Origin of the sequence: Microbacterium sp. LCT-H2, from assembly GCF_001866135.1 — a bacterium.
GTDB lineage: Bacteria > Actinomycetota > Actinomycetes > Actinomycetales > Microbacteriaceae > Microbacterium.
The window spans coordinates 409,892-435,074 of sequence record NZ_MODW01000001.1 but is presented as its reverse complement, the minus strand read 5'-3'; the positions used below and the strand labels follow the sequence as shown (position 1 = coordinate 435,074).

At 66.0% G+C, this 25,183-nt stretch carries 29 protein-coding genes and 3 tRNA genes; 12 read left to right on the top strand and 20 right to left on the bottom strand.

Translation table 11 applies throughout. The features are described from left to right. The first annotated feature begins 230 nt into the window (after positions 1–230). The 3 genes from BK819_RS02110 (at position 231) to BK819_RS02100 (ending at position 2,099) form a co-directional block, all read left to right on the top strand. A complete protein-coding gene (locus tag BK819_RS02110; protein WP_029266173.1) occupies positions 231–872 on the top strand; it encodes a uracil-DNA glycosylase in 642 nt (213 codons plus the stop codon). A gap of 148 nt (positions 873–1,020) precedes the next feature. Next, positions 1,021–1,509 carry a hypothetical protein gene (locus BK819_RS02105; protein WP_029266170.1) on the top strand — a complete coding sequence of 163 codons (489 nt, stop codon included), beginning with the start codon at positions 1,021–1,023 and terminating at the stop codon, positions 1,507–1,509. Positions 1,510–1,685: 176 nt separating this feature from the next. Continuing rightward, complete coding sequence (locus tag BK819_RS02100; protein ID WP_197462133.1) at positions 1,686–2,099, top strand: DUF3224 domain-containing protein; 414 nt, start codon at positions 1,686–1,688, stop codon at positions 2,097–2,099. Between the two features lie 59 nt (positions 2,100–2,158). Here the strand turns inward: BK819_RS02100 and BK819_RS02095 are convergent, their stop codons facing one another. The 5 genes from BK819_RS02095 to BK819_RS02075 form a co-directional block, all read right to left on the bottom strand. Continuing rightward, entirely contained in the window at positions 2,159–3,298 is a 1,140-nt protein-coding gene (locus tag BK819_RS02095; protein ID WP_062635485.1) for a hypothetical protein, read from the bottom strand. Next, on the bottom strand, positions 3,280–3,885 hold the full coding sequence (locus BK819_RS02090) for a GIY-YIG nuclease family protein (RefSeq protein ID WP_029266166.1): 606 nt from the start codon (positions 3,883–3,885) through the stop codon (positions 3,280–3,282). Before BK819_RS02090 ends, BK819_RS02095 begins: the two co-directional genes overlap by 19 nt. Then, positions 3,882–4,079 carry a hypothetical protein gene (locus BK819_RS02085; RefSeq protein ID WP_071327683.1) on the bottom strand — a complete coding sequence of 66 codons (198 nt, stop codon included), beginning with the start codon at positions 4,077–4,079 and terminating at the stop codon, positions 3,882–3,884. Before BK819_RS02085 ends, BK819_RS02090 begins: the two co-directional genes overlap by 4 nt. Before the next feature lie 79 nt (positions 4,080–4,158). Next, on the bottom strand, positions 4,159–4,809 hold the full coding sequence (locus BK819_RS02080) for a hypothetical protein (protein ID WP_029266162.1): 651 nt from the start codon (positions 4,807–4,809) through the stop codon (positions 4,159–4,161). Next, on the bottom strand, positions 4,806–5,051 hold the full coding sequence (locus tag BK819_RS02075; protein ID WP_029266161.1) for a hypothetical protein: 246 nt from the start codon (positions 5,049–5,051) through the stop codon (positions 4,806–4,808). Before BK819_RS02075 ends, BK819_RS02080 begins: the two co-directional genes overlap by 4 nt. 150 nt (positions 5,052–5,201) lie before the next feature. Here BK819_RS02075 and BK819_RS02070 point away from each other — a divergent pair, with 150 nt between their 5' ends. Continuing rightward, complete coding sequence (locus tag BK819_RS02070; RefSeq protein WP_029266159.1) at positions 5,202–5,549, top strand: Lsr2 family protein; 348 nt, start codon at positions 5,202–5,204, stop codon at positions 5,547–5,549. Between the two features lie 413 nt (positions 5,550–5,962). Here the strand turns inward: BK819_RS02070 and BK819_RS02065 are convergent, their stop codons facing one another. After that, on the bottom strand, positions 5,963–6,244 hold the full coding sequence (locus BK819_RS02065; RefSeq protein ID WP_029266155.1) for a hypothetical protein: 282 nt from the start codon (positions 6,242–6,244) through the stop codon (positions 5,963–5,965). 29 nt (positions 6,245–6,273) lie between these two features. On the opposite strand from BK819_RS02065, the gene BK819_RS16720 reads away from it, so the two are divergent. Then, complete coding sequence (locus BK819_RS16720) at positions 6,274–6,417, top strand: hypothetical protein (RefSeq protein WP_156040315.1); 144 nt, start codon at positions 6,274–6,276, stop codon at positions 6,415–6,417. Positions 6,418–6,422: 5 nt separating this feature from the next. Here the strand turns inward: BK819_RS16720 and BK819_RS02060 are convergent, their stop codons facing one another. From BK819_RS02060 to BK819_RS02020, 9 genes are all read right to left on the bottom strand, one after another. Then, positions 6,423–6,722 (bottom strand): hypothetical protein, encoded by a 300-nt coding sequence (locus BK819_RS02060; protein WP_029266153.1) that lies wholly within the window; start codon positions 6,720–6,722, stop codon positions 6,423–6,425. A gap of 20 nt (positions 6,723–6,742) precedes the next feature. Next, positions 6,743–7,087, bottom strand: coding sequence for a hypothetical protein (locus tag BK819_RS16460; RefSeq protein WP_143049226.1), 345 nt, complete (start codon positions 7,085–7,087; stop codon positions 6,743–6,745). A 362-nt stretch (positions 7,088–7,449) separates the two neighbouring features. Beyond that, the gene (locus BK819_RS02050) at positions 7,450–8,055 is read right to left on the bottom strand and encodes a hypothetical protein (RefSeq protein WP_143049225.1); all 606 of its coding nucleotides are present in this window, start codon (positions 8,053–8,055) and stop codon (positions 7,450–7,452) included. A gap of 676 nt (positions 8,056–8,731) precedes the next feature. Further along, positions 8,732–9,598: a metallophosphoesterase gene (locus tag BK819_RS02045; protein WP_051667912.1), complete on the bottom strand. Its 867-nt coding sequence runs from the start codon at positions 9,596–9,598 to the stop codon at positions 8,732–8,734. 286 nt (positions 9,599–9,884) lie between these two features. After that, a complete protein-coding gene (locus BK819_RS02040; protein ID WP_029266145.1) occupies positions 9,885–11,291 on the bottom strand; it encodes a relaxase/mobilization nuclease domain-containing protein in 1,407 nt (468 codons plus the stop codon). A gap of 2 nt (positions 11,292–11,293) precedes the next feature. Beyond that, positions 11,294–11,812, bottom strand: a complete 519-nt coding sequence (mobC, locus tag BK819_RS02035; RefSeq protein WP_029266142.1) for a plasmid mobilization relaxosome protein MobC — start codon at positions 11,810–11,812, stop codon at positions 11,294–11,296. A gap of 303 nt (positions 11,813–12,115) precedes the next feature. Beyond that, positions 12,116–12,532: a hypothetical protein gene (locus BK819_RS02030; RefSeq protein ID WP_029266140.1), complete on the bottom strand. Its 417-nt coding sequence runs from the start codon at positions 12,530–12,532 to the stop codon at positions 12,116–12,118. 39 nt (positions 12,533–12,571) lie between these two features. Next, the gene (locus BK819_RS02025; RefSeq protein WP_051667911.1) at positions 12,572–14,392 is read right to left on the bottom strand and encodes a hypothetical protein; all 1,821 of its coding nucleotides are present in this window, start codon (positions 14,390–14,392) and stop codon (positions 12,572–12,574) included. A 464-nt stretch (positions 14,393–14,856) separates the two neighbouring features. After that, positions 14,857–15,051 carry an AlpA family transcriptional regulator gene (locus BK819_RS02020; RefSeq protein ID WP_062635491.1) on the bottom strand — a complete coding sequence of 65 codons (195 nt, stop codon included), beginning with the start codon at positions 15,049–15,051 and terminating at the stop codon, positions 14,857–14,859. Between the two features lie 95 nt (positions 15,052–15,146). Here BK819_RS02020 and BK819_RS02015 point away from each other — a divergent pair, with 95 nt between their 5' ends. The 3 genes from BK819_RS02015 to BK819_RS02005 all read left to right on the top strand — a co-directional run bounded on the left by BK819_RS02015 (position 15,147) and on the right by BK819_RS02005 (position 18,067). Next, positions 15,147–15,884 (top strand): helix-turn-helix domain-containing protein, encoded by a 738-nt coding sequence (locus BK819_RS02015; RefSeq protein ID WP_062635493.1) that lies wholly within the window; start codon positions 15,147–15,149, stop codon positions 15,882–15,884. Then, complete coding sequence (gene xerC, locus BK819_RS02010) at positions 15,884–17,029, top strand: tyrosine recombinase XerC (RefSeq protein ID WP_051667910.1); 1,146 nt, start codon at positions 15,884–15,886, stop codon at positions 17,027–17,029. The genes BK819_RS02015 and xerC overlap by 1 nt, the downstream gene beginning before the upstream one ends. Positions 17,030–17,119: 90 nt before the next feature. Then, positions 17,120–18,067, top strand: coding sequence for a hypothetical protein (locus tag BK819_RS02005; protein WP_029266130.1), 948 nt, complete (start codon positions 17,120–17,122; stop codon positions 18,065–18,067). Between the two features lie 168 nt (positions 18,068–18,235). On the opposite strand, the gene BK819_RS02000 is transcribed toward BK819_RS02005, so the two are convergent. The 3 genes from BK819_RS02000 to BK819_RS01990 form a co-directional block, all read right to left on the bottom strand. Beyond that, a tRNA-Phe gene (locus tag BK819_RS02000) sits at positions 18,236–18,308 on the bottom strand. A 68-nt stretch (positions 18,309–18,376) separates the two neighbouring features. After that, positions 18,377–18,450, bottom strand: a tRNA-Asp gene (locus BK819_RS01995). 31 nt (positions 18,451–18,481) lie between these two features. Further along, positions 18,482–18,554, bottom strand: a tRNA-Glu gene (locus tag BK819_RS01990). Between the two features lie 211 nt (positions 18,555–18,765). On the opposite strand from BK819_RS01990, the gene BK819_RS01985 reads away from it, so the two are divergent. Further along, complete coding sequence (locus BK819_RS01985) at positions 18,766–20,115, top strand: M23 family metallopeptidase (RefSeq protein WP_071327681.1); 1,350 nt, start codon at positions 18,766–18,768, stop codon at positions 20,113–20,115. A 97-nt stretch (positions 20,116–20,212) separates the two neighbouring features. On the opposite strand, the gene BK819_RS01980 is transcribed toward BK819_RS01985, so the two are convergent. Beyond that, a complete protein-coding gene (locus BK819_RS01980) occupies positions 20,213–20,704 on the bottom strand; it encodes an inorganic diphosphatase (protein WP_071327680.1) in 492 nt (163 codons plus the stop codon). 101 nt (positions 20,705–20,805) lie between these two features. Here BK819_RS01980 and tilS point away from each other — a divergent pair, with 101 nt between their 5' ends. Next, the gene (gene tilS / locus BK819_RS01975; protein WP_071327679.1) at positions 20,806–21,798 is read left to right on the top strand and encodes a tRNA lysidine(34) synthetase TilS; all 993 of its coding nucleotides are present in this window, start codon (positions 20,806–20,808) and stop codon (positions 21,796–21,798) included. A gap of 26 nt (positions 21,799–21,824) precedes the next feature. Here the strand turns inward: tilS and BK819_RS01970 are convergent, their stop codons facing one another. Next, positions 21,825–22,415 carry a DUF937 domain-containing protein gene (locus BK819_RS01970; RefSeq protein WP_071327678.1) on the bottom strand — a complete coding sequence of 197 codons (591 nt, stop codon included), beginning with the start codon at positions 22,413–22,415 and terminating at the stop codon, positions 21,825–21,827. Between the two features lie 119 nt (positions 22,416–22,534). Here BK819_RS01970 and hpt point away from each other — a divergent pair, with 119 nt between their 5' ends. Next, the gene (gene hpt / locus BK819_RS01965; protein ID WP_071327677.1) at positions 22,535–23,086 is read left to right on the top strand and encodes a hypoxanthine phosphoribosyltransferase; all 552 of its coding nucleotides are present in this window, start codon (positions 22,535–22,537) and stop codon (positions 23,084–23,086) included. 95 nt (positions 23,087–23,181) lie between these two features. Next, the gene (ftsH, locus tag BK819_RS01960) at positions 23,182–25,182 is read left to right on the top strand and encodes an ATP-dependent zinc metalloprotease FtsH (RefSeq protein WP_071327676.1); all 2,001 of its coding nucleotides are present in this window, start codon (positions 23,182–23,184) and stop codon (positions 25,180–25,182) included. Position 25,183: the final 1 nt, after the last annotated feature.

Here is a 25,183-nt window from a genome sequence, read left to right as displayed (position 1 = left end):
AGTCTTGCGGTCACGAAAGACGGTGACAACCACCTTTCGTCTGAACCTTGTGCCGGCCGCTGTCACGCGGCATCCTGAGGTATCGGATCACCGCGGGCCCCCGCGGGTGTCCGGTTCTGGGGACGAGGCTGGGGAGGCCTCACGCGGGATGCCTCATGGGTGGCGACTCCCTCGGTCGCACGTGCGGCATCCCGCACACCCGGACGGACGCTGGCTGATACCGTCGGCGCATGCCCCGACGTATGGCGGACCCTGAGTTTCGACAGCAGCAGTGGGACGATCGCTATGCGCTGCACATCGCGCCGGTCAACGAGTACGTCGACGAACTGCGTGAGGTCGGCCGCGGGTGGGCGCCGTACGTCGCGCCCCTTCATGGTGGAGTCGAAGCGCGGGTGCTGAGCATTCTTCGCGATCCAGGGCCCGCGACGCAGGACGGCAAGGGTTCGGGCTTCATCTGCGTCGAGAACAACGACGGCAGCGCCGAGCTTCAGGCGGTCCTGCTCGAGCAAGCAGCGCTATCTCCGTACGAGCTGCTGCCGTGGAATGCGTACCCCTGGTACATCAACCGCGCCCCGAAGGCGGCTGAGCTGGATGCCGGCGTCCAGACGATCCTGCACCTGCTGGAACTCGCGCCGAGGCTGAAGGTCGTGCTACTCCAGGGTGGTGATGCGGATCACGCCTGGCGCCGGTTGCTTAGGCAGTCCCCTGAGATCGAGCGTGAGCGGGGTCTCACCGTCGTTCGGACGTTTCACCCTTCGCCGCAGGCTCTCTTCGTGCGGGATCTCGAGGAGAGAGCTGCACGCGTAAAGCGACGAGCCGACGCGTTCGTCGAGGTGGCAGGTCTGCTCGAGCCCGTGCGATCGACGCCATGACGGGCACGGGGAGCTCGCCACGCGAGCGCTGATGACCGTCCGGTAACGATGGTCATCAGCGCCTTTCGCGTCTCGCACTGAGAACCGAAGGTGTCAGTAGGCGCTGATACGGTCAGCGTCGACATCAACCTGCTCGGAGAGGCATCCCTTGAACATCACAGCACCCAAGCTCGGCGCGACCATCGCACTTCTGGCACTCCTCGGCATCAGCGCCGTGGGGTGCGCATCTCCCGAACCGTCCAGCTCGTCGTCTGGCGGCGAGTCCTCCTCGTCCGAGACCGAGCAGGTCCAGGAGGAGGAAGCTCCGGAGCCGGTGAGTCTGGAGGGCTCCTGGAAGCAGAACAACTCCAACTCCGAGGACGCGTGGCAGGAGGCCACGATCACCGGTGACACGATCGAGGTCCACTGGGTCGCCGACGGCGGTGACACGAAGTCGCTGTACTGGGCCGGCACCGTCGAGGTCCCGGCAGAGGGCGACTCGTTCACCTTCGATTCGGCGAACGACACGTCCAAGACCGAGTCCTCGATCATGGCATCGAGCGACGCGACCAAGACGTTCACGTACGAGAACGACGAGCTCAGCTACGAGGTCACCGCGATGGGCACCACGATGACCGTGCGCCTCAGCCGCGAGTAAGCACTTCGCTCACTAGTCGGCACAGCCCCCACGCTCTCGGAGCGAATGGGGGCTGTTCTGTTGCAGTTGGTGGCTCGTTCCAGGCGAGTCCCGACGGACACATGGTGTCGCGAATCTTCAAGCACGCTGGTTCTCGCGCCCCGTAACGTCGAAGCCATGACAGGAAGAGGACACCGTTGAGCGCGTTGATGGGCGAAGAGATCAGGACCGCGGAGGTCAGTGGCGACATGAGGACGGCAAGAGGAACGTTCGAGGTGTCGCTCGAGCCCGCGGAGCACGATCAGGCGGGCATCCGCCGAATGGTCATCACCAAGACATGGCGGGGTGACCTTGCCGGGCAGGGGGCCGGGACGATGCTCGCAGCTGGCGATCCGGCAACCGGAAAGGCGGGCTATGTCGCCGTGGAAACCGTTGACGGCGAGCTCGACGGGTTGCGCGGAGGCTTCGCGTTCCAGCAGTTCGGAACGATGACGGCACCCGACCAACAGCTGCGCTACGAGATCGTGCCCGGCTCGGGAACCGCGGACCTGGCAGGAATCACCGGAACGCTCGACCTCGAGATCATCGACGGGAACACCGCTACCTGTTGACCTACGCGCTGAGCTGACAGCACGGGTGAAGCGCAAGCGGCTCGCCTGTTGAAGGTGTCTCAGGCCTGACTGAGATTGCTCGCGGCTTCAGTCTGCTGGTCAGGCGCGGCGGCGTCGAAGACGCGCGTTCTGATGACCTGGTCGACGCCGACGAGGCCGGCGAGCTTCACTACATCGCGGCCGCCCATGATGCGGTTCAACATGAACTGCGGCGGGAAGAGGTCCAGCAGCGGGTTCTCACCGTCGAACGACCGCGAGGTCCTGGCGGCGAAGATGCGCGTGGTGTCGAGAGCTCTGAAGCTGTCGATCGAGAGGATGGACGTTCGGGGATCGGGCCAGATCAACCGGTCCAGAGGCTTCGCACCGGTCCAGTGCTGCTTGATGCGCTTCATCACTCCGACCGAGGCGTTCGTCGCGCCGACATACGCCTGGCGGTACTCGTCGAGCACCATGACGTAGAGGCCGGGCACCCCATCCCACTTCGTGAGATCGGTGACCTCGGTCATGCCCGGTTGGCTGGTGATTGCCGCCTGCAGCGCGGCATCGAACTCGGCAGTGTCGAGGGAGGCGAAGTGCGCCATGTTGAGGTCGTAGTTCGCCAGTGCCAGCTCCTGGAGGAACGAGCACCATGCGTCTGTGTAGATGCGGTGGTCGGGGTCCTCGTATCTGTCGTCGATCGCGTCCCAGAGATACGGGTCCTCCTCGCGGTACCAGCGTTGCAGGGAGGAGCGCTTGTTGATCCGGGCGTAGGTCTCGCGCGACATGCGGAGGCCGAGCTCGCGGCTGCCGCGGACCTTGAGTCCGAAGTGCACGGCGCTTTCGACCGGACTGGTGCCTGCTCGGCGACCACGCTGCGACGAGACGGCGACCCCCCAGATCTTCCGGGCTGGTCGCGGATGCCACCGGTGCCAGAAGAGCACGTGACCGGAGTCGACGAGCATCTGCAGGGACGCGTTCGCGTCGGCGCCGATGTCGACGTTGAAGATCCGCGCAGGGTCGAACTCGAGATGCTCGCCCTCGGGGATGATGCTCTGCTGGTTCAGCTCCCACGGATCAGCATCGAGCACTAGGTAGCCGGAGTCAGTCAGCTCTCGTCGCAGCTGTGCAGCGTGCTCGGTCGACGGCGCCCAGACGAGTGTCTCGCGCGGAGTAGCGGTGATCTCGAGTTCCACGATGGCGTTCAGCCCTCGGGGCGCCACGCGGCGGCCTCGGCGGCCATCGCGGCTCGAGCAGCCGAGAGCCGGGGGAGCCTGCCGGGGTTCTTGTCCAAGTTGATCGGTGGTGTGAGGCGCACGATGACGCTGGTCTCGACGTCGCCGAGCGGGACCCGCATGTCCGCTGGCGCCGGCCAGACAGAGAGCTGGAGGCGCGCGTGCATCCACTCGTTGAGGCGTGCGTCGCCGCCGTCGGCAAGGGCGTAGTTCGCGAAGCGCTCCGGCTTCGCGAGGTTGCGCGGGACCGCATGCAGATCGAGGAAGTCGCGCAGGAGGGCGGCGAACGACCGCCGGACCGTGGACCCGCCGGTGCGGGGCTTGGACTTCGGGTTCGTGGCGAAGTGACCGTTCAGGTCGCGCGAGACCAGGCTCTCCTCGGCCTTGCCGACGTACAGGGGATGATCCGGAGCCGGCTCAAGCTGGAGATCCCGCCAGGCCTGCTCGTCGCCGTAGATGGCGTACAGTCCGGGACGGGCGGGGACGAGTTGCGCGGCCTCCATGATCGCCCAGCGCTCTCCGGTGAGCGCGGCGACGGCAGGATTGGTGAGGTCGTGCAGGGAGTCAGCGCTCACGCCGAGGTCCTGCCGAAGTGCGCACGAACCTCGTCGGCCTGCTCGGGGGTCAGCTCCCAGCGCTGGTTCTTCAAGTGGTCGGGGTAGCGCTCGCGCAGATAGCGGCGCACAGTGATGCCGGGCCGATCACCGTCGTTGTGACCGAGTTCGCGGCCGAGCTCGGCGGGGGTGATGACGTCGTGCGATGCGCTCATGAGGTCATCATGCACGATGCCCTCGTTGACCGCATTCCCACGGATTGTCCTCGAAGGTCGGCAGTGTCCCGGGTTGTTCTCAGTGCTGCAGGCCATCTTCTCGCTGAGGTGCGGAGGAGCCAGCAAGACCATACCGATCGAGGTGCACACCGCGAAGCTCGGGGAAGGCATCGGAGACGCGCTTCGGTGGCGCGGGAGTCCGCGGCACCTTCGGGGCGGGGGTGTGCTGAGCCGCACTCTGCAAGCTGGACCGAACCATGTGCGAGGTGAACTGTCGCGGCCGCATCATCAGCCGGCCGTTCCATGCGGGACCGAGATCGATGAGGTGATGGTCGGAGGAGACGATCACGTCCGCGTCGACGGCGGGGTCCTTCGCGAGGGCGAGGATGTTATTGTCCTCGTGATTCCCGATGGCATAGTCGCGGACGACCGGGTCCACGATCGCGCCTCCGGAGTCGTCGCAGGCCTCGGCGACGAACTCGATGTACTTGGCCGTGGTTCGTTCAGACTGCCCGGAGGCGATCATCAGGCGGTGGACGTTCCGCAGGATGTGCGGCGAGGTGAACAAACGCACCTGCTGATCGAACGCGAGCGAGAGAGCGTCGGATGCCGCCGAAGGGGAGGGGAGCTTGTCGGGGAGCAGCATTCCGGTGCCGCTACGGATGTGGTCGAGGTAGACGTTGATGTCGTAGACGACCGCGATCCGAGGGCGCTCCCGCTGGCTGTTCATGAGGTTCCCAAGTCCTCGATGAGCTTGAGCGTTTCCTCGGTCGTGTAGACCTTGCCGCCGCGCTCTTCGAGCATCTCGGCGTGCAGATCGTTCATCTGCTGGACGCGGAGCTTCTTCTTGAACTCCTTCATGGCGACGCGCAGGAATTCGCTGCGGTTGCCGCCGCCGAACGCATCGGCGAGCTCCTGGAGCAAAGGGACGTCCGTCTCTTCGACGGCGAAACTGATCGGTCGTGCAGCCATTCGAGGCCTCCAAGCGTGTTAGTAATGCATTAGTAATGGTACGTCGAGAGGTCGACATCGACAAGAGTGGTCTCGAATCCCGCACGCAGTTCGCGGGATATCGGCCACCATTGCGATTCGGCTTAGATGCTGGCTGATATGTTCGGCGGCATGGCCCGCAAAATCGTGCATCAGCTCGTCGACGACATCGACGGAGAAGTCCTGGAAGTCGGATCCGGCGAGGCGGTGACCTTCTCCCTGAACGGCACCGCGTACGAGATCGATCTGTCCGAGAAGAACGCAGCAGCGTTGCGAGAGGCCTTTGAGCCGTGGATCGCGGCAGCCCGCCGGGTGTCCGCCGGCGGTACTCGCGGAGGCCGTGGGCGCCGGAACTCGCAGGGCGCCGCCAAGCGCGACCTCTCGGCAATCCGCGCGTGGGCGAAGGAGAACGGTCACCAGGTCTCCGACCGCGGCCGCGTCCCCGACGCGGTGCAGCAGGCGTACGACGCCGCGCACTGAGGCCGCCGTGGGAGAGGCGCGCGGGTTCGAGCAGGGGACGAACTGGAAGGCGAAGAACGCCGCGAGTATCCGTCTGCGCGTCGGCGACGGAAAGAAGCACCCGGTTCGTTCCTCTGATGGCGCCCCGCGGCTTACGTCTGAGGAGCAGCGGCGAGCGGACGTCCTGCGTGAGCAGGAGCGTGAACGCATCGCGAAAGAGCGCCAGGCGCGCGCGGGGCGCGCACGTGGGCAACGGCGTGAGGCCGGGCTCGACGCACGCCATGCTGAGCGCGATCACACACCAAAGGGGTGGGTGCCGGCGAACCGGCGAGGGTACGTCGATCCGCTCTCGCAGGCAGCTGATCCACGGCCGACGGCGCCGCTCAAGAAGAAGAAGTTCCGTCGCGGCCGCCGCGAGCTACAGTAGCTGAATCTCAGCGGTACTGACGAGCCTGCGCCGCGAGAATCGCTTCGCGCATCACGTCGCCGAGTTCGGCGACGATGATCTCGATGCCGGCGTCGCGGATGGAAGCCGTCAGCCACGCGCCCGGGCGATGCAGGTAGCTGGCCGCCGCCTCGTCAGCCACGGCGAGGATGAGCCGGGTCGCACCGAGCTTCTGACCGGCCCAGGCGAGTTTGAACGCGTCGGTGGCGAGCTTGCGGGGCTGCGCACCCTTGAGTGCGCCGATACGGGCGTAGGCCTCCACGAGGACCATGCGGTCTGGGGTCGCCCGTCGATCTCCATGTGGGCGTCATCGATCGCGATCCGAGCGGGAGTGAGCGCGACGCCCAGCTGCTCGGCGACGGCCGCGACGATCGCGCGCTCCGCCATGCGCTGCTCCGCCATGCGCTGCTCGGCCGAGTCGGAGGCGTGCGGGGTGGCGGATGACGGACTCATTCCGCGGCCACCAGGTCCGCGCACCCGATGGCGAACTTCGACGTATAGTCGACATGGCCACAGGCACTGCTTTCTGCAGCCTGGAGCTGGTCGCTCGAGACGGGCGCTTTGCCTGCAGCGGCGTGGAGAGCGTTCACTGCTGCGAGCATCTGCTCGCGTTCATAGAGAACCCATCCGAGCTCCGTGTTGCCGTCCTCGAGCTGGACAAATTCCTGGCGCCGATAGCGCGTCTGCTGAGCACGCGTGAGCGTAGTGCGAAGGTATTCGAGGTCTTGAGACCAGGTACGGGCGGTCATGACACCCTCCTTTCGGGTCTCTACGCCAAGCCGAGGCCTAGGGTCTTCGCGAACGACTCGAGCGTCACGGTGAGTCCAGGCGAGCTGAGTTCGATGTCCGCGGTCGGGCTCACCGGCAGGGCGTCTTCGGCGCGCTCCCACAGCGCCGCGGCGCGAGCCTCGGGGAGCTGCGGACGCTGCGCGATGGTGCGGGGGCGGTAGAAGACGCCGTCGACGTCGGGATATGCCTGGTGGATGGCGCGGGCCCACGGCCGGGACAGCGACCGATCGCCAGTGTTGATCTGATCGTTCCCGCCGACGTCCGTGACCCAGGTGCTGTCGATAAGGTCGAGGAGTGTGATCTCGCGGGTGGTCGCGAACAGCACGAACCGAGGCTGCGTGCCCCCGGTCCCTCCCGCTCCGACGCCACCGCGTTCGATGACGCCTCGGTCGCTGAAGCACTCTGATAGGCAAACGAGCAGGAGGCTCTGAACTGCCGTCTCCGGTGGAACCGTGATCTGGGGCGTGACGTAGGTCACGGCGTGGTTCGGATGGTGACCCACGGGATCGGGGTGGTGATCGAATCGGCTCCCCGTGGGCCCGAAGTGGCGGAGCTCGTGCCACCGGGCAGGGTGAGCGCCGCCGGCGTCGTAGATGCGTCCGAGGATCGTGCCGGCCGGCAGCGTACGGACAGCGCTCGGGGGGAGAGGATGCGGGAACTTCGATGCGTCGGGGGCAGGAAGCGCGCTCATCGGATCGAGAACGCCTGCTCGGCCAGCGCCGCGACAGGTTCTGCGGGCTTGCCGGCTGCGAGCCACTGGGCAGGAGTCAGCTCGCCGTCTCCCAGGTCGGGGTGAGCGTGAGTGAGGAAGTACTCCACGGCCACGGGGTTCGCCCCTTCGGGCAGCGCTCGGCTCACCGTTCCCCAGCCCGGGAGCTCACCGTGGTCGGTGAACTGGAACGTCGGGAACCGCAGGCCGCGGCCGGGGCCCGGGATCGCGAAGAGAGTCCCCTCGCCGTGGCGCTGGCGCACTCGGCCTTCGGTCACGTCGAGCAGTTCTGCGACGCGCTTAGTCGGCAGCGCCTCAGCGAGGATGTCCTGCTGGCGGAGGGCCGTGAGCACGCTGGGGCGCTCTTCGACAGGCAGCGCGTTCTCCGGCTCAACGAGCGAGCCGGCTGCGCGCAGTGCGTCCAGCTCAGCCTCCGTCAGCGACGAGTGCCCAGGCTCTTCCTCGAGCCGGAGCGCCTTGTTCACGCCCTGCAGGATGCTGATGAGGTGAGCGCGCCGACCGCTGGAGCCCAGCACGTTCAGCTCGTGCGCGAGCTCCTCGGCCTCGTGGTCCGTGAATTCCACAGGACCGACGATCTTGATGGTGATCTCGCGACCTTCGTCCGACCGAGTCGCCGTGAGGTATGCGCGTCGATCGCTGCGGAGGGGGTGTGCGGTTGCGTTCGACATCATCGGATCCTAACGGTCATTAGCGAGTATAGCTTGCGTAAGCGGCGGGGGGTCACTGTTGATGCAGAACCTCAGCGATCAGGTCGACATCGTCGTAGTCGGCGCGGCCGGGGCAGGCGCCCGTGACCTAGCTATCGACGTCCCGCGTCGATGTGTTCAGAGCGACGTGACCACGTAGCTGCGTGGGCCGGCGTGCGCGCAACGTGAGCTGCCCCGCGAAATAAACAAAGTAAATACGATTCGGCTCATCGAGTTCAGCATCGAGCCGGGTTCATCATCATCCAGGCCGCTGGCGGTCCAATGACACACTTAGCTCCATCGGCGTCCGCTGAGGTCTCATTCCCGTGATTAGAAGGGCAGAGAGGTCAGATTTGTGCCACGCCCGGAGACGAGTTCTGGGCGGATGAGCACAGGGCTCAGCGGAATGCTCCTACGGAGCTGGGGCGCTCGCTAAGCCCCCAGCAACCGGTTCGGGGCAGCGCGATCTGCGCCTCGAAGTGGAGAGCGCATGAGGCCAGTCGCTTCCGGGCTGCTCGCATCATCCCGCGGAGGGTGACGATCCGCCGGTCCATCAGCTGCGAACGACGGCGCCATCGCCTTGATCAGCGCGGTGCTTGTACCGTCGTCTTCCGCCGCGGATCTCGTTGAGTGGAAGTGGGCTGAACGCGAGGCCCGCGAGGTCGAGCACTCCTGCGTTGCAGGCAAACGTGTCCCGATCGAGACTGACCACGGTCCTGCCGTCCTCGCGCTCAAACTTACCGTAAACGTGCATATGGCCGTGCATGTGCAAGCGGGGGAGCGCAGCATCAGATACACGTTGCACACGCTCTCTCTGTGCAGCAGATACGGCCAACGCCTCGGGAGGAAAATCATGCGGATTGTTCGTGAGCAGCCGCTGCACCTCCGGTACCGCGATCGCTGGAGACTCGTGCGTGAGCATAAGGTCGGCCGGGCCGCCGGCAATCGCGGCGGCTTCCATCGGTTCCGTGATGAGTTCATCCTCGAACCAGTCCTTGCCCGCAGTTCGAAACGCCTTGTCGACGCTGGACGCGCCGCCGAGCGATAGCACCTCGCGTCCCGCGATCTGAAAACGGAACGGCCGGGGGATGAGCCACACGACGTCACTGACCCTGATCGCCATACCGGAGGCGCTTTCCTGCGCCGGGGTGATGTGGTTCCACTCTTCGTGGTTGCCAGGCGTGACCAGCACGCGCTCGATGCCTGTGCGCTTCGCCCAATAATCGACCGGGCCAGTCCCGGGCTGAGCATGCTCGAAACCGTAATCTCCGAGTTGAAGGATGGTGCGCAGCGATGGGTCATGCCGACGCATCGCGGGCAGCAGCGTTTGAATCCATCCAGCATTGCCGTGGAGGTCGCCCACGACCCACACGCGCTCATCCGGCAGGTCGAAGCTGTCGGCTGTCTCATGGATCTGCATCCATCCATCATGCCCGTGAGTGCCGACTCGGACATGGCGTCGACAACTCAACGTGGAGAATGCGAAACGGCCGAGATCAGTGGGCGCCGAGCGACCATATTGTGGTCATGTTCTGGCCACCCCTGCTGCCCAGCGAAATGCCGGTGTCCCGTTAGTGACCACGAACCGGCCTGTAAAGGACCAGCTGAAGCCCGTTTTTCGGACTGCCACTAGCGACTATGTAGTGTGGGCACCGTCGGACCACTATATGGACACGAGGCGGTCACCGGCCACCCACTGCACAGTGCTAGTCGCCGATGCTCCGTTCTTGGTGATCGGGCGCGGAAAGCTCCGCCTCTTCGAAGAGTGCGGGGAACCGCAGTCGCAGCGGGCGAGGCTTGGGGGAGGTCTCCTGATTCTCACCGGTGTTAGCCTGCGGCCGCGCCGATCGCGGTTGCTCGACGTCGTGCGGACGGTAGTCGGGAACCGTGACCTCCGTTTCTGGTTCCTCTGGGTCCGCGATCCGTGGCTGAGTTTCTCGGAGTTCCGACAGTCCCATTGTGCCCGGGACTGCGGGTAGCTCGGTGGGAGCGTGCGCACCGGAATTCTCGTGTTCGCTTGTCATCGCGTCGGCGTTTGACAGGGCTGTAGCCACCAGGCGTTGCGCGGCGCGATTTGCCTCCTGTGTCGCCTCGTCCAGAGCGATCATCATGCGTTTCTTGGGCGACAGTCGGCGTTCAACAGTCGTGTGTTGTGGCACGGACAATGTCACCGCGCTGTTGCGAGCGAAAGCGGTCTCAACAGCGTCCCTCTCGAAGGCCGTGCCGAGTGTGGTGCAGCGGCGTCGATCACTCGGCGTTGGATCGGCTGGGGTTCGGTCCGGATTCTCGCGAAGCATGCCGTACGAAATGCCACGGCCCTTCTTGCCGCGCTGTTCGATCTGAACGCCTCGGGTTCTACCGACTTCGACGAAGCTGTCCCAGTCGACAACGGCTGGATCGGCGAGCGTGTTCTCGATGCTCGCCCTCAGCACGGTGAGACTAAAAGGTTGCTTGTTGCGGGGCGCACCGAACTCATCCGCGAGGTCGCATTCTGTTTCCCAGATGATGTGCCGCTGCCATTCGCGAAGCTCACTGTCCGCGGTCGACCCGGCGCGGCGAAGACCGCTCGGCTCGCCCCGCTCGAAGCGCTCGTTCGCGTCGCTGAAGGCCTGCTTGAGGTCCGCTCGCTGCTCGAAGCCGCGCTGTTCAAGAACACGCTCATGTGCCTCGACAAGGCGTGCGTGCGTGACGACTGAACTGTTGAGACTGCGGCCGGTTTTGGTCTCGATGGAGTTCGCGACGAGGTGGTTGTGCACACAGCCTGTTCGCCCGTCTCGTTGTGTTACAACGAGCACCTGTCGGCCGGGGAACCTCTCTTCTGCGAGTGCTGTCCCGAGCTTCTGAGCCGTCAGCCAGTCGTCTGGCTCTTCGGGGTCCAACTCGTCCTTCGCGAAAGACTGGATGACGTGATACGCCTGGACGAACGCGCCAGGCTTGTCCTTACCCCACTTCTTGCGGACGTCGCGCATCTGCTGCTTCGCGACCGATACCAGCATGCCGCCCACGCCGGACGCCATGACGTACCGCTCGCCATCTTGCTCGGGCTTGTCATCGAGCGCATAGTTGATCAGCGCATCGGCCGACCGCGTCGAGCTCGCCACCACAACAGGCATAACTACACCGTCCCGCGCGGCGGCAGGCCATGGTCCACGAGGCGTGCGATGCGCTTCTCGATATCGTCGGGAACATCGCGTAGCTCAGCCACCGTAAGGAGAGCCTCCGAGACCTCCCCAGCGGTCACCGGGTCGCCGATATTCAGCCGCTTCGCGATCTGATTGAGGTTGCCGCCGATATGCGCGATGTGATTGCGAATCGGACCGAGCTCGTACCCGAGCCGATCGGAGATGTCGGCCAGGCCCCAGTCGGTCACGTTCGGGCCCTGGCGCTCGATAGCCAGCGCCCTCGCTTCCACCTCGGCGGCACCCTCACGGTCAGTAATGAGCAGGCGCAGAGCTTCGGAGAAGGAGACCTCTTCGAGGTCGCGTCCGGAGGACTTGGCCAAAGCTCGCCGCACGTCGTCGACGGCTCGTTCCTCGTCGTCGCTGAACCTCAGTGTGCGGCGCTTCGCAAAGTTGACGACCCTCTTCCTCGGACGACGCGGCGTCGCTTCGCTCGCCTTGCCGGTCCTCGTCATCAGGTCGTCCCCTTCGCTCGGTTCTTTGTGCAGTCTGGGCCTTTGCTTCCCCGCTCCGCGAGGGTGGTCCCAGACTACACAAATAACGGCAAGCAGTTTATCCGTCAGACATATCGCTGCGCTCCTGTCCTTGGATACTCCTTGGTCAGGCCTCCGGCCCGACACCCGGATGAAGGCTCCCGCCTCCACGCACAGGTCGTGGCGCCACCTTCCGAAACGGAGAAACCCCATCAGCGCCTCTTCGAGGGCAGATGGGGTTTCTCTACTCGCCGCGACCGCACGGGGCCGCGGGCGACGCAACGCTCAGGCGGCTGGCTGCTTGACCGCCGTCGGCGTGCTTGAAGTCGTCGCGACCAGGGCCGGAGAAGCCGCCTGCGGCGGTCTCTCAGCTGCCTGAGCAGGAACCTGACGATCACTGCCGACTGGTTGCGTCGTAGGCTGCTCCTCAATTGATAGCAGGACGGTGACAGCCTCGATGAGGCGAGCAGCGCGCTTGGCCTCGTCCTTATCGGACGTGACCTCGTAGCGGCCGTGCTTGCCATCACGAATGATGGGTGGTTCAGGCTGGACGTCGAGAAGCTCGTACAGCTGCTCGACGGCGTCACAGCGTGCGAACGCCGCGACCTTGATCGCGTCGTTCACGTTCTTGTCGTAGGCGTCCTGCTCGGCCTGCAGCGCGGCGATCTGCGCAGCTCGGAGCTGACTACGGGTCCTTCGCATGGTGTTCTCCTAACGGTGCGGTGTAGTGGTCAGCCCCGATCAACGGGGCTCGGTCTTAGGTGGGGCTACGGTCTCCTCGCCCCTACCCGGAGGTGCAAAGGGATCGCTGCCGACGTACTGGTCCAGGTCAGCAACGCTGATACCGAGAGCCGTGAGTTCGTCCGCGAGTCGTGAGGTCAGCGCTCGGGACCGCTGCAACGGCGTGTCCCACTCGGAGCGCCAGCCGGCAGTGCAGCCGGGCGTCCGGCAAGTGATAGGGAAGCCCGAGCTCGCAGCGGATCCGTGGTCGGTGGCGCATGAGGCGGTGGCCCCGTTCGCCATGAACCTAGCGATCCACGCTCGAACGTCTTCAGCGACGAACTCGCGGGTCAGTTTCACGCTCGCAAGATCCGCATCGGAGATGGCGGAATCCGGAGGCACCAGAACCCAAGTCTTGGAACGCTTGGTGGTCGGGTCCGGCTTGATCTCGTCGATCTGCCACCCTGCCTTTCGAAGATCCGGAGCCACTCGCCGGAGCTTGCCACTCATGCCACGAGGCTCGGGCCAATAGCGATCGTCCGAGGGTCTGCGCAAGAGCTCGTGAAGGGCCTTGCCGGTACCCGTCCAGCGACGTTTGATCGTCTCGGTGATCGCCACCAGGAACTGGTCGGTGCTCACGATGTCCTCGGCGACAGAATCTTGCGCCCGCCGGTAACGGCTCAGAGTGTCTGACCCCGTTGCATGATCAAGAGCGGCCAAGATCTCGGCGAAGTCCGCCATCCGAGGCTTGTTGCCGAGTTTCACGACGGGCAGCTGCTGCAAGGTCAGAACAACAAGGTCCAACAATGCACCCACCATCGAGGCGTAGCTCGCGTTCCAAGCGGAGTTCAACTCGCGTTCTGAGCGACGCCTGTCTGCGGGGATCACCTCAAGATCTCCCCAGACGCATCGCTCGGCGAGGTCGCCGTTGAGAACGCCGATATCGATACTGGTGAATCCCAGGACGCCCTGCACCTGCATGATGCGCACGTCGTCGTCGGTGTACAGCGCGCGGTCGACATCAGCTTCACCGGTCACGAATCGGCACAAGCCGTCCGACAACCAACGCGGCATCGACGACATATTGTCGAAGACCACGCCGCGCGAGTGAGCCCCGGCGTGAAGCAGCCGGTCCGCATCGTTCGGTGGGCGCCTCACCGGCGCGGTGGTCGGATCGAACAGGGAGAAGAGCCGTCGTGCACTACTGGTCTTGGCGGTTCCCTGTTCACCGAGCAGAGCCAAGGCCGGGCACGGAAGACCGACAAGGATCGTCGCAGCGACGAGCCAGCCGATGATCAAGCCGCGGTCCGAGGCCGGCAGATTGACGAACTCCCACAATGCGTCGAGGTTTCCGCCGCGCGCAGGGACGGGCAAAGGGGCGGTCACGGCGGTGCGGCGAAACAGCACGGGAAGGTCATCGTCGCCGTCGAGGATCTCCCAGCCGGCTGCCGTCACGCGGATGACCTGCTCACTGCGATCGCCGATGTCGATGAAGATCTCGTCGTCGCTGGGGCGCGCCGTGCGCAGGTGCAGCTTGATGGGCTCGAAACTCTCCTCCGCCTCGTACTCAAGCGCGCTCATCGCCTCAGTCAACGCGTTCTGCGAGGCTGTGCGAGCGGTCCGACGCCGGTACATGCCGCCGAGTTCCTTGCGGACGGAGCGTCTGCTGCCGAGGAGAGGAATCGCTACGTGACCGCCCTTGCGAACACCGAAAGGCTTGCCATCGGTATCGACGTGAAGGTCGTAGTGATCGAGGGCCAACTCAACGAGCTGCTGCGCGGTGGACCGCTTCCCGAGCGCCTCGGGGATATCGCGGTCTTCAGGTACGCTGGTGGTAGTCAAATGCAGGATCTCCTTTCAGATCCGCCATGGGGTCGCCGAGTTGCAGCTCGGTGGCCCTTTTTGTTTCTTCCGTATGGGTAGTGCTCGCTCAGGGTTCGAGCGTGATGTCGATCTTGTGGTTGCGGTCCCTTCGTATCCGCGCCTGCACCCTGCCGTGCGCGTGTTGAGCACCAGCAGGCCGCTTCGGGGGCGAGGCAAGAGCAGGCACGCTCCCGGGAGCCGAGGAAGATCGGTAGTGCGGAAGTCACCCCCGCACTTCTCCTGCGCGGACTGCACCTATTTCGCCTCCGAGGTGCCAATAGAGAAGTGATGGGGTTCCGTCCGCATCTCCGCTCCCGTGCGCGGGTTATCTAGGCGACGGCGGGGCGCGCCACGTGCGGAACACCACGCGGAACGTGTCGGTCCCGACAGTTGCCTCGAAGTTCCGCACGGTTTCCGCGCGCAATGGGTCCGGCGAGGACGCATCACATCGCCGGCTCGAGCTGCTCCTCGATCCAACGGTCGACATCGGCCTGACGCCAGCGAACAGCGGCGCCGATCTTCACGGCCCGGGGGAGCGGCTCACCGAGCGACCGCTTGCGGTAGATAGTCGACACAGACATGCCGGTCTGGGCGGAGAGATCGTGAACGTCGAGGAGGGTGTTCGTCGTCTGTGTCATGCGGAGTCCTTTGATAGCGAGTACCAGAAATTTGTAACTTGTGAGGTACCGTAACACAAGCTACATGATTCTGGTAACTTGTAAGCATGGAATCAATGGCATACGCGGAAGCGGTGGGCGGATTTCTTGCCGCCTACCGGCGGCGGCACGGGATTACCCTTGAGGCGATCGCGACCGTTGGACGCGATTACGGAGCAACGTGGAGCCTGTCTAGCGTCCAGGCGATTGAGCGGGGCAAGGCTGCGCCGACGGTTCCGACGCTTCTCACGCTCGCACTCGCACTTGGAAAGCTCTCTGGTGAGCCGCTTCGACTCGCCGACCTTCTTGGGGCTGCGGAGTTGCTGGAACGGCCGTACGAGCTCCGTGAGGATCAGCCCGTGCGGCGGGAGTGGGTCAACCGCGTACTGTCGGGCGCACCGATCGCGCTCGAGGATGGCGACTATGCGCACGTGGGCGCCGCGCCGATAGGTGGGGATCACGAGTGGGACGAGGAACTCGAGATGGCGGCCCTTGAGCATATGAGGGTGCACGGCAGGAAGTCCGAGTCGTATGACCAGGTGGATGCACAGTGGGGGGCCATGACGGAGGTGCCCGACCGTGACACGCGTCAGAGCGCTCGTCGGCCTAGTGTGAGCCTTGCAGAGTCTCGGGCGGCAAAGAAGCTTGGGATACGCCCACCTCTGCTTCAGCAGTACGCGGCGCGACTCTGGGGCCATTCCCTTGAAGTCGAGGCCCTGCTCCGTGCCGGCGAGGACAGCACGCCGCAGGCGCGTGGGCGCGTCACGCGTGTGCTCATTGACGAACTCCGCGCATCCACCGACGGTGAAGTCTGATGGCCAGACCTCGAATGGCGATCGGAACCTACGGCACCATCCACGTGGCCGAGGTTCAGCCGGGGAAGTGGCGTGCCCGCACGCGGTATCGTTTCGCGGACGGCAAATCCCGCCAGATCGAGAAGCACGCGCCGAGCAAGGCCAAGGCGACGGCCGCGCTGAGGCATGCGCTGACCACGATCGAGGCCGACCGCGGTGGCGAGCTGAAACCGGCAACGCACCTCCGCGCCCTCGGCCAGAGGTTCTTGGAGTCCCGGCGTGAGTTGGGGCGCTCAGAAGGCACGCTGGAGACCTACGGCTATGCAGTCACCGCTCATATCGCGCCCCGGATCGGCGACCTCTCAGTCGCCGAGGCCACACCTGAACGGCTGCAGAAGTTCCTTAACGCCGTTGAGAAGGAAGCCGGCCCGGGGGCAGCAAAGAACTGCCGATCGGCGCTGAGTGGCATGCTCGGCCTAGCGGTGCGGAACGGGGCTTTGTCGCACAACCCCGTGCGTGAGCTCGAGCGCGTCACCCAAAGGAAGAAGAAGGGCAGCACCGCAATCCCGTTGGACGAACTGCCGATGTTTCTCCAGCGCGTCCGTGAGGACGAGAAGCTCAACGAGTGGGACACGGTGGATCTGATCACGTTCATGCTCGCGTCAGGGTGGCGAGTGGCCGAGGTGTGCGCGCTCGAAGCGAGCGCTATCGACTTCGCCGCCGGCACAGCTTCCGTTGTCGCGCAGAATGTGCGTGTGAAGGGGCGGGGAATTGTGCGGCAGGAGTTCGCGAAGACCGACAAGTCCGCGCGTACCACCCACTTGCCGGAAGCGACCATGCTCCTCCTTCACAAGCGGCACGAGAGGCTGCGCGCCGATACCAACCTCATCTTCCCGACTCCGCTGATGCGCCCTCGCGATCCCTCGAACACGCAGCGGGAGCTTCGAGACCGTCGCGACGGCCTGGGGTACCCGGGATTGTCAACGCACGCGTTCCGAAAGTCGGTAGCCACGATTCTTGACAAGGCTGGACTGTCCGCGACAGAGATCGCCGACTACCTCGGACACGAGAACCCGAGCATGACCCAGGACGTGTACATGAACACCATCAAGGGCTCCACCAAAGCTGCAGGCATCATGGGCCAGAAGCTGGACGGGCTGATCTAATCCGGTGCGAGAAGCAGCCCGGGGCGGAGTGAGGAGAGGGCTTCCGCTCTACCCGATCGTAGTGTCCGTGGCTGCGGATACGATCCATCGATGACTGATGAGCAGCCGCCGGCGCCTGATCCTGCGAGCGGGCTGAATCTTGCGGACGAGCTGAACCGTGACTTCTATTCGCATTCACCATCGCAGTACCTGCGAACTCGAATCGCGTTGCTCGTCGCCCTCGGCGACGCCGATGCCGCCTTGCATCCCGCGCTCGTTGGAGGTGTCCGTGCGTGGGGTATGGGCGTCGAGCTAGAGGTGCCACTAGACGACGAAGAGATCGACGGATTCGCTGTGGTCGAGTCGATCTCGATCATGTACCTCGCGGCGGAGGCACTCCTGCGGTTGTACTTCGCGCACGTGGAACCGGAGCCTTGTCCGCCGCTGAAGCTCTCGTCGTTGACGAGCTTCGCGAAGTTCAAGCAGATGGCGGGCGACTTGTTGACCAGCCCTCCGCGCAATGAGCTATTGCGCGAGGTATTCCGCGGCAGGCTCGATGCGCCTGCTGAGGTATCCGCGGAGGCATGGACAGAGGACGCTGACGTCCTTCGATTTCTCTTGACTCGGGCAGCCGCGCTGCTCGCCCGCGAGGCTAACGTGTACAACTCGACGAAGCACGGGCTTGCAGTGCAACCTCGGAAATCCGGGCTGCGCCTCGGTAGCGAGGAGGACCCGAATGGCGTGATCATCGACCACCACGGACCGTCCATCCGGTTCCTCAGCAAGGGTCCTAGCGCCGAAGAGGGGGTGCAACAGTGGCGAGAGACGATCCAGTTCGCGTTCCCTTCCATCAACCTCGCAGTTGCATCCGCTTTCGCCGACGAGATCGACGCGATCCACGCGGTGGCGAAGGCGCGCTTGACTGGTGAACAGGGCTCAGTGACGATTCGTCAGCGAGCGTTGATTGACCACCTTCGTGCCGTGCCCTTCGCTAGCAACTACACGGGGCTTCTATCTCTGGGGATGCATCGAGACTTTGGGGTCAGGATTGGGCGCTAGTTGCGTTCGGGCGACGCTGCTGCCTGAGCCTGATAGTGCGGAGTTTGTGCGGAGTCCACGACTGAAAACCCCAGAGCCTGCCCGGAGGGAGGCAGTCGCTGACGCGGAAAAACCCTGATAAGCGCATAAAAGAACCCCCGCGATGTAGAAGCTACGCGAGGGTTCCAGTGGCTCCGACCGGCATCGATCCGGTGACCTTTCGATTTTCAGTCGAACGCTCTACCAACTGAGCTACAGAGCCGCGCGGCGATCATGCTGCCGCGTCCTAGACGAAGAGCCCTCTCCGAAGAAAGAGCTCGTCGCACGGAGCGACCCTGACGGGACTTGAACCCGCGACCTCCGCCGTGACAGGGCGGCACGCTAACCAACTGCGCTACAGGGCCATACTGGTGTTTTCAATTGTATCGGATGGAGTGACCCCAACGGGATTCGAACCCGTGCTACCGCCGTGAAAGGGCGGCGTCCTAGGCCGCTAAACGATGGGGCCGAGTCAGTCCCGGGGGACTTCCTTGCCGACGCTCAAGCATAAAGGATCATCCGGGCAAATCGCGAATCGAGCCCGGAACGCGCTTCCCCCGGGCGTGTTCGAGCGAGACCATGGAGGGTGCGGAGGCGCCGTTTCCGGCGCTCCGGGAGTCTGGTGCTGGTGTGAAGGTTGTTGTTACTGTGGCATCTGTGAAACCGGCGGAAGGGGCCGTGTGAACGACAAGACCACGCAGGATGCGGCACTCGCGGCATCCGCGGACTGCGGGTGTGCGCCCACCCCGACGGAGCGACGCACCCTCTTCGGCGACGGCATCAGCCGCCGCGGCGCTCTCGGACTCGGCGCGCTCAGCGTCGTCGCCCTCAGCGCGTTCGGCATCTCGTCCGGAGTCACGGCCGCCCACGCCGCGTCGTACCCGAGCTGGGACGACGTGCAGAAGGCCAAGCAGAACGAGGCCTCCAAGGCCGCAGAGGTGAAGCGCATCGAGGGACTGATCCAGTCCCTCACGCAGAAGGTCTCCGAGACGCAGGCCGCCGCCGAGGTCGCCTCGACCGAGTTCTACAACGCGCAGCAGGCCTACTTCGCCGCGATCGCCGAGGCCGATTCGCTGCAGGAGAAGGCGGACGCGCAAGCCGCCGTCGCCGACGAATCCGCCCGCAAGGCCGGTCAGGTCGCCGCGCAGCTCTACCGCAACGGCGGCGACGACACCTCGCTGGAGCTGTTCTTCGCGGGCTCCGCAGCCAACGCCGACGAGCTCCTCGCCCGCCTCGGGTCGATGGACAAGCTCCTCGAGTACAACCAGACCGTCTACAACGACGCGGTCGCCGCGCGGAACTCCGCCCAGTCGCTCAGCGACCAGGCGGTCGTCGCCCGGGACGAGCGCGACCGGCTCCAGAAGATCGCCGAGGAGAAGATGGTCGCGGCGCAGCAGGCCGCAGACGCCGCGCAGGCCGCGCTCGACGAGCAGTCCTCCAACCTCGCCACGATGCAGGCGCAGCTCGCCGCGCTGAAGGACACCACCGCGACCACCGTCGCCGGCTACCAGAAGGGCGTCGAGGAGCGCGAAAAGGAGCGTAAGCGCCGCGAAGCCGCCGAGGCCGCCGCGAACGCCGGGGGGAACAGCGGCGGCGGCGGGACCCCGGGAAGCGGCGGCTGGGTGCGTCCGCACGGCGGCTACCGCAGCTCCGGTTACGGCCCCCGCTCGCAGCAGTGCAACGCCAACGGCTGCTCGTCGAGCTGGCACTACGGCGTCGACCTCGCGAACGGCTGCGGCGCGGCGATCTACGCCGCCCACTCGGGCACTGTCGACGCCGCGTTCTACAACGGCGGGTACGGCAACTACGTCCGGATCCAGCACGGCGGCGGTATCGCCACCGGCTACGCGCACATCAAGCCCGGCGGCTTCGCGGTCCGGAACGGCCAGTGGGTGCGCGCCGGCCAGGTCATCGCGTATGCGGGCAACACCGGCGGCTCCTTCGGCTGCCACCTGCACTTCGAGGTCTACATCAACGGCCGGTACACGAACCCCATCGACTTCATGGCGAGCAAGGGCATCTCCGTCTGACGGACGGCTGGACAGCAGAAGACCCCCGGACGCCTGGCGTCCGGGGGTCTTCGCTTCGAAAGGCTCAGCGCCCCAGAGGTCAGCGACTCCGGTGGGGTCAGTGGCCCTGCTCGCCGAAGCGGACGATGGCCTCGTCGAGGATACGCTGCGCCTCGGCGGCGTTGCCCCACTCGTCGACCTTGACCCACTTGTTGGGCTCGAGGTCCTTGTAGTGCTCGAAGAAGTGCGCGATCTCCTTCTTCGTGTACTCGGCGATGTCGTCGATGTCCTGGATGTGGGCCCAGCGCGGGTCCTTGGAGAGCACGGCGACGAGCTTGTCGTCCCCACCGGCCTCGTCGCTCATCTTCAGCACGGCGACCGGGCGGACCTCGACGACGACGCCGGGGTAGATCTGGTGGTCGAGGAGCACCAGCACGTCGAGCGGGTCGCCATCCTCGCCGAGCGTGTTGTCGAAGTAGCCGTAGTCGGCCGGGTAGCCGAAGGTCGTGTAGAGCACGCGGTCGAGGTGCACTCGCCCGGTCTCGTGGTCGACCTCGTACTTCACGCGGCTGCCGCGCGGGATCTCGATGACGGCGTCGTGTGCGCCCATGCGTGTGCTCCTCAGGAAGATCGGTTGGATGCCGCCGACCAGCCTACTCGGGGGTCGCGGATCCGACCGTGACGGACGAGACGGTGCCCTAGCGTGGAGGGATGCCTTCCCTCGACCCCGCCGTCGCCGAGATCCGCCTCGCCGTGCGCACCGCGCTCGCCGATCTGCCGGAGGGCTCGACCGTCGTCGTCGCGGTGTCCGGCGGTGCCGACTCGCTCGCACTGGCGGCGGCCACCGCGTTCGAGGCCGCGAAACGCGGGGTGCGTGCGACCGCGGTGACGGTCGATCACGGCCTGCAGGACGGGTCGGCCGAGGTCGCCGCCGAGACGGCTCGCGTCGCCGGACGGCTCGGGCTCGAGGCGCTCGTCGTCCGCGTCGAGGTCGACGGCGACGGCGGGCCGGAGGCGGCCGCGCGGGATGCGCGGTACCGCGCGCTCCAGGACGCGGCGGGCGACATCGGCGCGCGGGCAGTCCTGCTCGGACACACCCTCGACGACCAGGCGGAGACCGTCCTGCTCGGGCTCGCGCGCGGCTCCGGGGCGACGAGCCTGCAGGGCATGGCGCCGGAGCGGGAGGACGAGGACGGCCTCCGGTGGCTGCGCCCGCTGCTCGGCGTGCGCCGCGAAGTCACCCGTGCGTTCTGCGCCGCGGCGGAGCTGCAGCCCTGGGACGACCCGCACAACACCGACGACCGCTACACGCGGGTGCGGGTGCGTCGCCACGTGCTCCCGGTGCTGGAGGCGCAGCTCGGCCCAGGCATCGCCGAGGCACTGGCCCGCACCGCCGAGCAGCTCCGGGAGGATGCGGAGGCGTTCGACGAGATGATCCACGAGACGATCGAGGACATCGTCGAGCACGCCGAGGCCGGCATCTCGGTGAGCGTCGCCGCGCTCGCCGCCAACCCCGCGGCGCTGCGCAACCGCATCATCCGGCTCGTGGTCGACAGCGAGTTCGGGGCGAGCCTGAGCCGCACGCAGACGATCGAGGTCGCCCGCCTCGTGACCGACTGGTCGGGTCAAGGGCCGATCGACCTGCCGGGGTGCGCCGCCGTGCGCCAGGGCGGCCGGATCGTGTTCACCGCCGCGACCCGCTGAATCGCGGACCGCGGCGGCGTCACGTCCTACTTCTTGCCGCCGAAGAGGCCGCCGAGGATTCCGCCGAGGTCGATGCCGCCGCCGGAGCCGCTCTTGCCGCCGCCGAGGAGGCCACCCAGCACATCACTCAGCCCGCCGCCGGAGCCGGAGTCGCCGCCGCCGAGGATGCCGCCGATGACGTCGCCGATCCCGCCGGAGCCCTCCGTGCCCGCGTCCGCCTTCGCCGTCTTGTCCTTCGTCGCGTTGGCGATGAGGCCCATCACGATCGGCGCGAGGATGGGGAGGAGCTTTCCGAAGTCGATGCCCGGGGTCGCCTTCGACTCCGTCAGCTCCTTCGTGACCTCCTTCTCCTTCCCTCCGAGGATGTGGGAGACGATCTTCTCGCCGTCCTCCTGATCGATGTCGTCGACCGTCGCCGGGCTCGACGCACCGCGGTGCTTGCCGAGAGCCTTCTCGATGGCCGCCGACCCCTCGGAGCTCTCCGCGTTCCTGGCCAGCCCGCCGAGCAGCACGGCGCCGCCCTGCTCGACCGCGACCTTGGCCTCGTCGCGCGACACTCCGAGCTTCTGCGCGATGTCGTCGAGGGGGACCTGGCTGAGGATGTCGTGAGTCGCCATGGGGATCTCCTTCCGTCGGGGCGTCCGCCCGCGTCACCGTCAGAGTAGTGCGGTGCCGCCCGCGCAGGGGAGGCACGCGCGCGAACGGAGCACACGGCCGCATCGCCTAAAATCGATCCATGCGCGCCGCGGAGATCCAGGACGACCTTGCACAGATCCTCGTCACCGAGGAGGAGATCCACGCCAAGCTCGACGAGCTCGCGGCGCAGGTCGCGAAGGATTACGAGGGCAAGGACCTCATCCTCGTCGGCGTGCTGAAAGGCGCGGTCATGGTCATGGCGGACTTCGCGCGCGCGCTGCCGTTCCACGCGCCGATGGACTGGATGGCAGTGTCGAGCTACGGCGCCAGCACGAAGTCGAGCGGTGTCGTGCAGATCCGGAAGGACCTCGACACCGACCTGCACGGCAAGCACGTGCTCATCGTCGAGGACATCATCGACTCCGGCCTCACGCTGAGCTGGCTCCTGGAGAACTTCGGGTCCCGTGGCGCGGAGTCGATCGAGGTCCTGGCTCTGCTGCGCAAGCCGGAGGCCGCGAAGGTCGAGATCGACTGCAAGTACGTCGGCTTCGACATCCCCGTGGAATTCGTCGTCGGCTACGGGCTCGACTACGCCGAGCGCTACCGCAACCTCCGCGACGTCGCCGTGCTGGCGCCCCACGTCTACAGCTGACGCTTCGACAGGTCCAGCGACCCAACGTCGGGGCGTTGCGCCGTGGGTGAACGCACAGCGGCCCCCTAGCACGGAGGCGATACGCTGATCCGACCATGGATGTGAAGAAGCTCACCCGCAATCCGCTGATCTACGTCGCTCTGATCGGCGTGCTGCTCTTCGGCGGATTCCTGCTGATCTCGAACCTCGGCGCGCCGAAGCAGATCACGACGCAGGAGGGGCTCGAGCTCCTCTCCGGCAAGACCGTGACCGAGGTCACCACCACCGACGGCGATCAGCGCGTGGACATGACGCTGTCGAAGCCGTTCGAGGGCTCCGAGAACGTCCAGTTCTACTACGTCGAGGCCCGCGCCGACGAGGTGGTCGCCGCGATCGATGCGGCCGCTCCGAAGGACGGCTTCAACGACGCCGTGCCGCGTGCGACCTGGTTCGACGGCTTCCTCTCCCTGCTGCTTCCCCTCGTGCTGCTCGGTCTGCTGTTCTGGTGGCTCCTGTCCTCCATGCAGGGCGGAGGCGGCAAGGTCATGCAGTTCGGCAAGTCCAAGGCCAAGCTCGTCAACAAGGAGACCCCGACGGTCACCTTCGCCGACGTCGCCGGTGCCGACGAGGCCATCGAGGAGCTCCACGAGATCAAGGAGTTCCTGCAGGACCCGGCGAAGTTCCAGGCCATCGGCGCCCGCATCCCGAAGGGCGTGCTGCTGTACGGCCCTCCCGGAACCGGAAAGACCCTCCTCGCCCGCGCCGTCGCCGGTGAGGCCGGAGCTCCGTTCTACTCGATCTCCGGTTCCGACTTCGTCGAGATGTTCGTCGGCGTCGGCGCCTCCCGCGTGCGCGACCTGTTCAGTCAGGCCAAGGAGAACGCTCCGGCCATCATCTTCATCGACGAGATCGACGCCGTCGGCCGTCACCGCGGCGCCGGCATGGGCGGCGGCAACGACGAGCGCGAGCAGACGCTGAACCAGATGCTCGTCGAGATGGACGGCTTCGACCCGAACGCGAACGTCATCGTGATCGCGGCCACCAACCGTCCCGACATCCTCGACCCCGCGCTGTTGCGCCCCGGCCGTTTCGACCGCCAGATCGGTGTCGACGCCCCCGACCTCAAGGGCCGCCAGAAGATCCTCGAGGTGCACAGCAAGGGCAAGCCGCTGTCGAAGAACGTCGACCTCGAGGTCGTCGCCCGCAAGACCCCCGGCTTCACCGGTGCCGACCTGGCGAACGTGCTCAACGAGGCCGCGCTGCTCACGGCCCGCTCGAACGCGCAGCTCATCGACAACCGCGCCCTCGACGAGGCCATCGACCGCGTGATCGCCGGCCCGCAGCGTCGCACTCGCGTGATGAAGGACAAGGAGAAGCTCATCACGGCCTACCACGAGGGCGGACACGCGCTCGCGGCGGCGGCGATGAACTACACCGACCCCGTGACGAAGATCACGATCCTGCCGCGCGGCAAGGCGCTCGGCTACACGATGGTGCTGCCGCTGGACGACAAGTACTCCGTGACCCGCAACGAACTGCAGGACCAGCTCACCTACGCCATGGGCGGTCGCGTCGCCGAGGAGCTCGTCTTCCACGACCCCACCACCGGTGCGTCGAACGACATCGAGAAGGCGACCTCGATCGCCCGCAAGATGGTCATCGAGTACGGCATGACGACGCAGGTCGGTCCGGTCAAGCTCGGCACGGAGGGCGGCGACATGTTCGTCGCGCGCGACATGGGCCGTGGCCGCGAATACTCCGAGAAGGTCGCGGAGCGCGTCGACGCCGAGGTGCGCGCGCTCATCGAGCAGGCGCACAACGAGGCGTACGCGGTGCTCAGCGAGAACCGGGACATCCTCGACCGTCTCGCCCTCGCGCTCCTTGAAGAGGAGACCCTCGACCACAACCGCATCGCGGAGATCTTCACCGAGGTGAAGAAGCTCCCCGAGCGTCCGCTGTGGCTGTCCAGCGAGGACCGCCCGGTCTCGGAGCGGCCGCCGATCGAGGTCCCGAAGAAGGACGTCTCGCTCGCCGCCTCCGTCGAGGCGCCGACGGCCCCGCCGCGTCCGCAGCAGGGCTCCGCCGGAGCGGGCAACCCTCGTCCCGCGACGGCGTGAC

What these genes read in the sequence shown, in the direction of transcription:
- BK819_RS01970 (WP_071327678.1), bottom strand. Translation starts at nt 22,415, where the DNA reads ATGGCGACTCACGACATCCTCAGCCAGGTCCCCCTCGACGACATCGCG.
- BK819_RS02085 (WP_071327683.1), bottom strand. Translation starts at nt 4,079, where the DNA reads ATGAGCGCATCGCACGACGTCATCACCCCCGCCGAGCTCGGCCGCGAA.
- tilS (WP_071327679.1), top strand. Translation starts at nt 20,806, where the DNA reads ATGCCTTCCCTCGACCCCGCCGTCGCCGAGATCCGCCTCGCCGTGCGC.
- BK819_RS02070 (WP_029266159.1), top strand. Translation starts at nt 5,202, where the DNA reads ATGGCCCGCAAAATCGTGCATCAGCTCGTCGACGACATCGACGGAGAA.
- ftsH (WP_071327676.1), top strand. Translation starts at nt 23,182, where the DNA reads ATGGATGTGAAGAAGCTCACCCGCAATCCGCTGATCTACGTCGCTCTG.
- BK819_RS02045 (WP_051667912.1), bottom strand. Translation starts at nt 9,598, where the DNA reads ATGCAGATCCATGAGACAGCCGACAGCTTCGACCTGCCGGATGAGCGC.
- BK819_RS02040 (WP_029266145.1), bottom strand. Translation starts at nt 11,291, where the DNA reads ATGCCTGTTGTGGTGGCGAGCTCGACGCGGTCGGCCGATGCGCTGATC.
- BK819_RS02065 (WP_029266155.1), bottom strand. Translation starts at nt 6,244, where the DNA reads ATGGTCCTCGTGGAGGCCTACGCCCGTATCGGCGCACTCAAGGGTGCG.
- BK819_RS02060 (WP_029266153.1), bottom strand. Translation starts at nt 6,722, where the DNA reads ATGACCGCCCGTACCTGGTCTCAAGACCTCGAATACCTTCGCACTACG.
- BK819_RS01980 (WP_071327680.1), bottom strand. Translation starts at nt 20,704, where the DNA reads ATGGGCGCACACGACGCCGTCATCGAGATCCCGCGCGGCAGCCGCGTG.
- BK819_RS02110 (WP_029266173.1), top strand. Translation starts at nt 231, where the DNA reads ATGCCCCGACGTATGGCGGACCCTGAGTTTCGACAGCAGCAGTGGGAC.
- BK819_RS02015 (WP_062635493.1), top strand. Translation starts at nt 15,147, where the DNA reads ATGGCATACGCGGAAGCGGTGGGCGGATTTCTTGCCGCCTACCGGCGG.
- BK819_RS02020 (WP_062635491.1), bottom strand. Translation starts at nt 15,051, where the DNA reads ATGACACAGACGACGAACACCCTCCTCGACGTTCACGATCTCTCCGCC.
- mobC (WP_029266142.1), bottom strand. Translation starts at nt 11,812, where the DNA reads ATGACGAGGACCGGCAAGGCGAGCGAAGCGACGCCGCGTCGTCCGAGG.
- BK819_RS02005 (WP_029266130.1), top strand. Translation starts at nt 17,120, where the DNA reads ATGACTGATGAGCAGCCGCCGGCGCCTGATCCTGCGAGCGGGCTGAAT.
- BK819_RS02075 (WP_029266161.1), bottom strand. Translation starts at nt 5,051, where the DNA reads ATGGCTGCACGACCGATCAGTTTCGCCGTCGAAGAGACGGACGTCCCT.
- hpt (WP_071327677.1), top strand. Translation starts at nt 22,535, where the DNA reads ATGCGCGCCGCGGAGATCCAGGACGACCTTGCACAGATCCTCGTCACC.
- BK819_RS02080 (WP_029266162.1), bottom strand. Translation starts at nt 4,809, where the DNA reads ATGAACAGCCAGCGGGAGCGCCCTCGGATCGCGGTCGTCTACGACATC.
- xerC (WP_051667910.1), top strand. Translation starts at nt 15,884, where the DNA reads ATGGCCAGACCTCGAATGGCGATCGGAACCTACGGCACCATCCACGTG.
- BK819_RS02030 (WP_029266140.1), bottom strand. Translation starts at nt 12,532, where the DNA reads ATGCGAAGGACCCGTAGTCAGCTCCGAGCTGCGCAGATCGCCGCGCTG.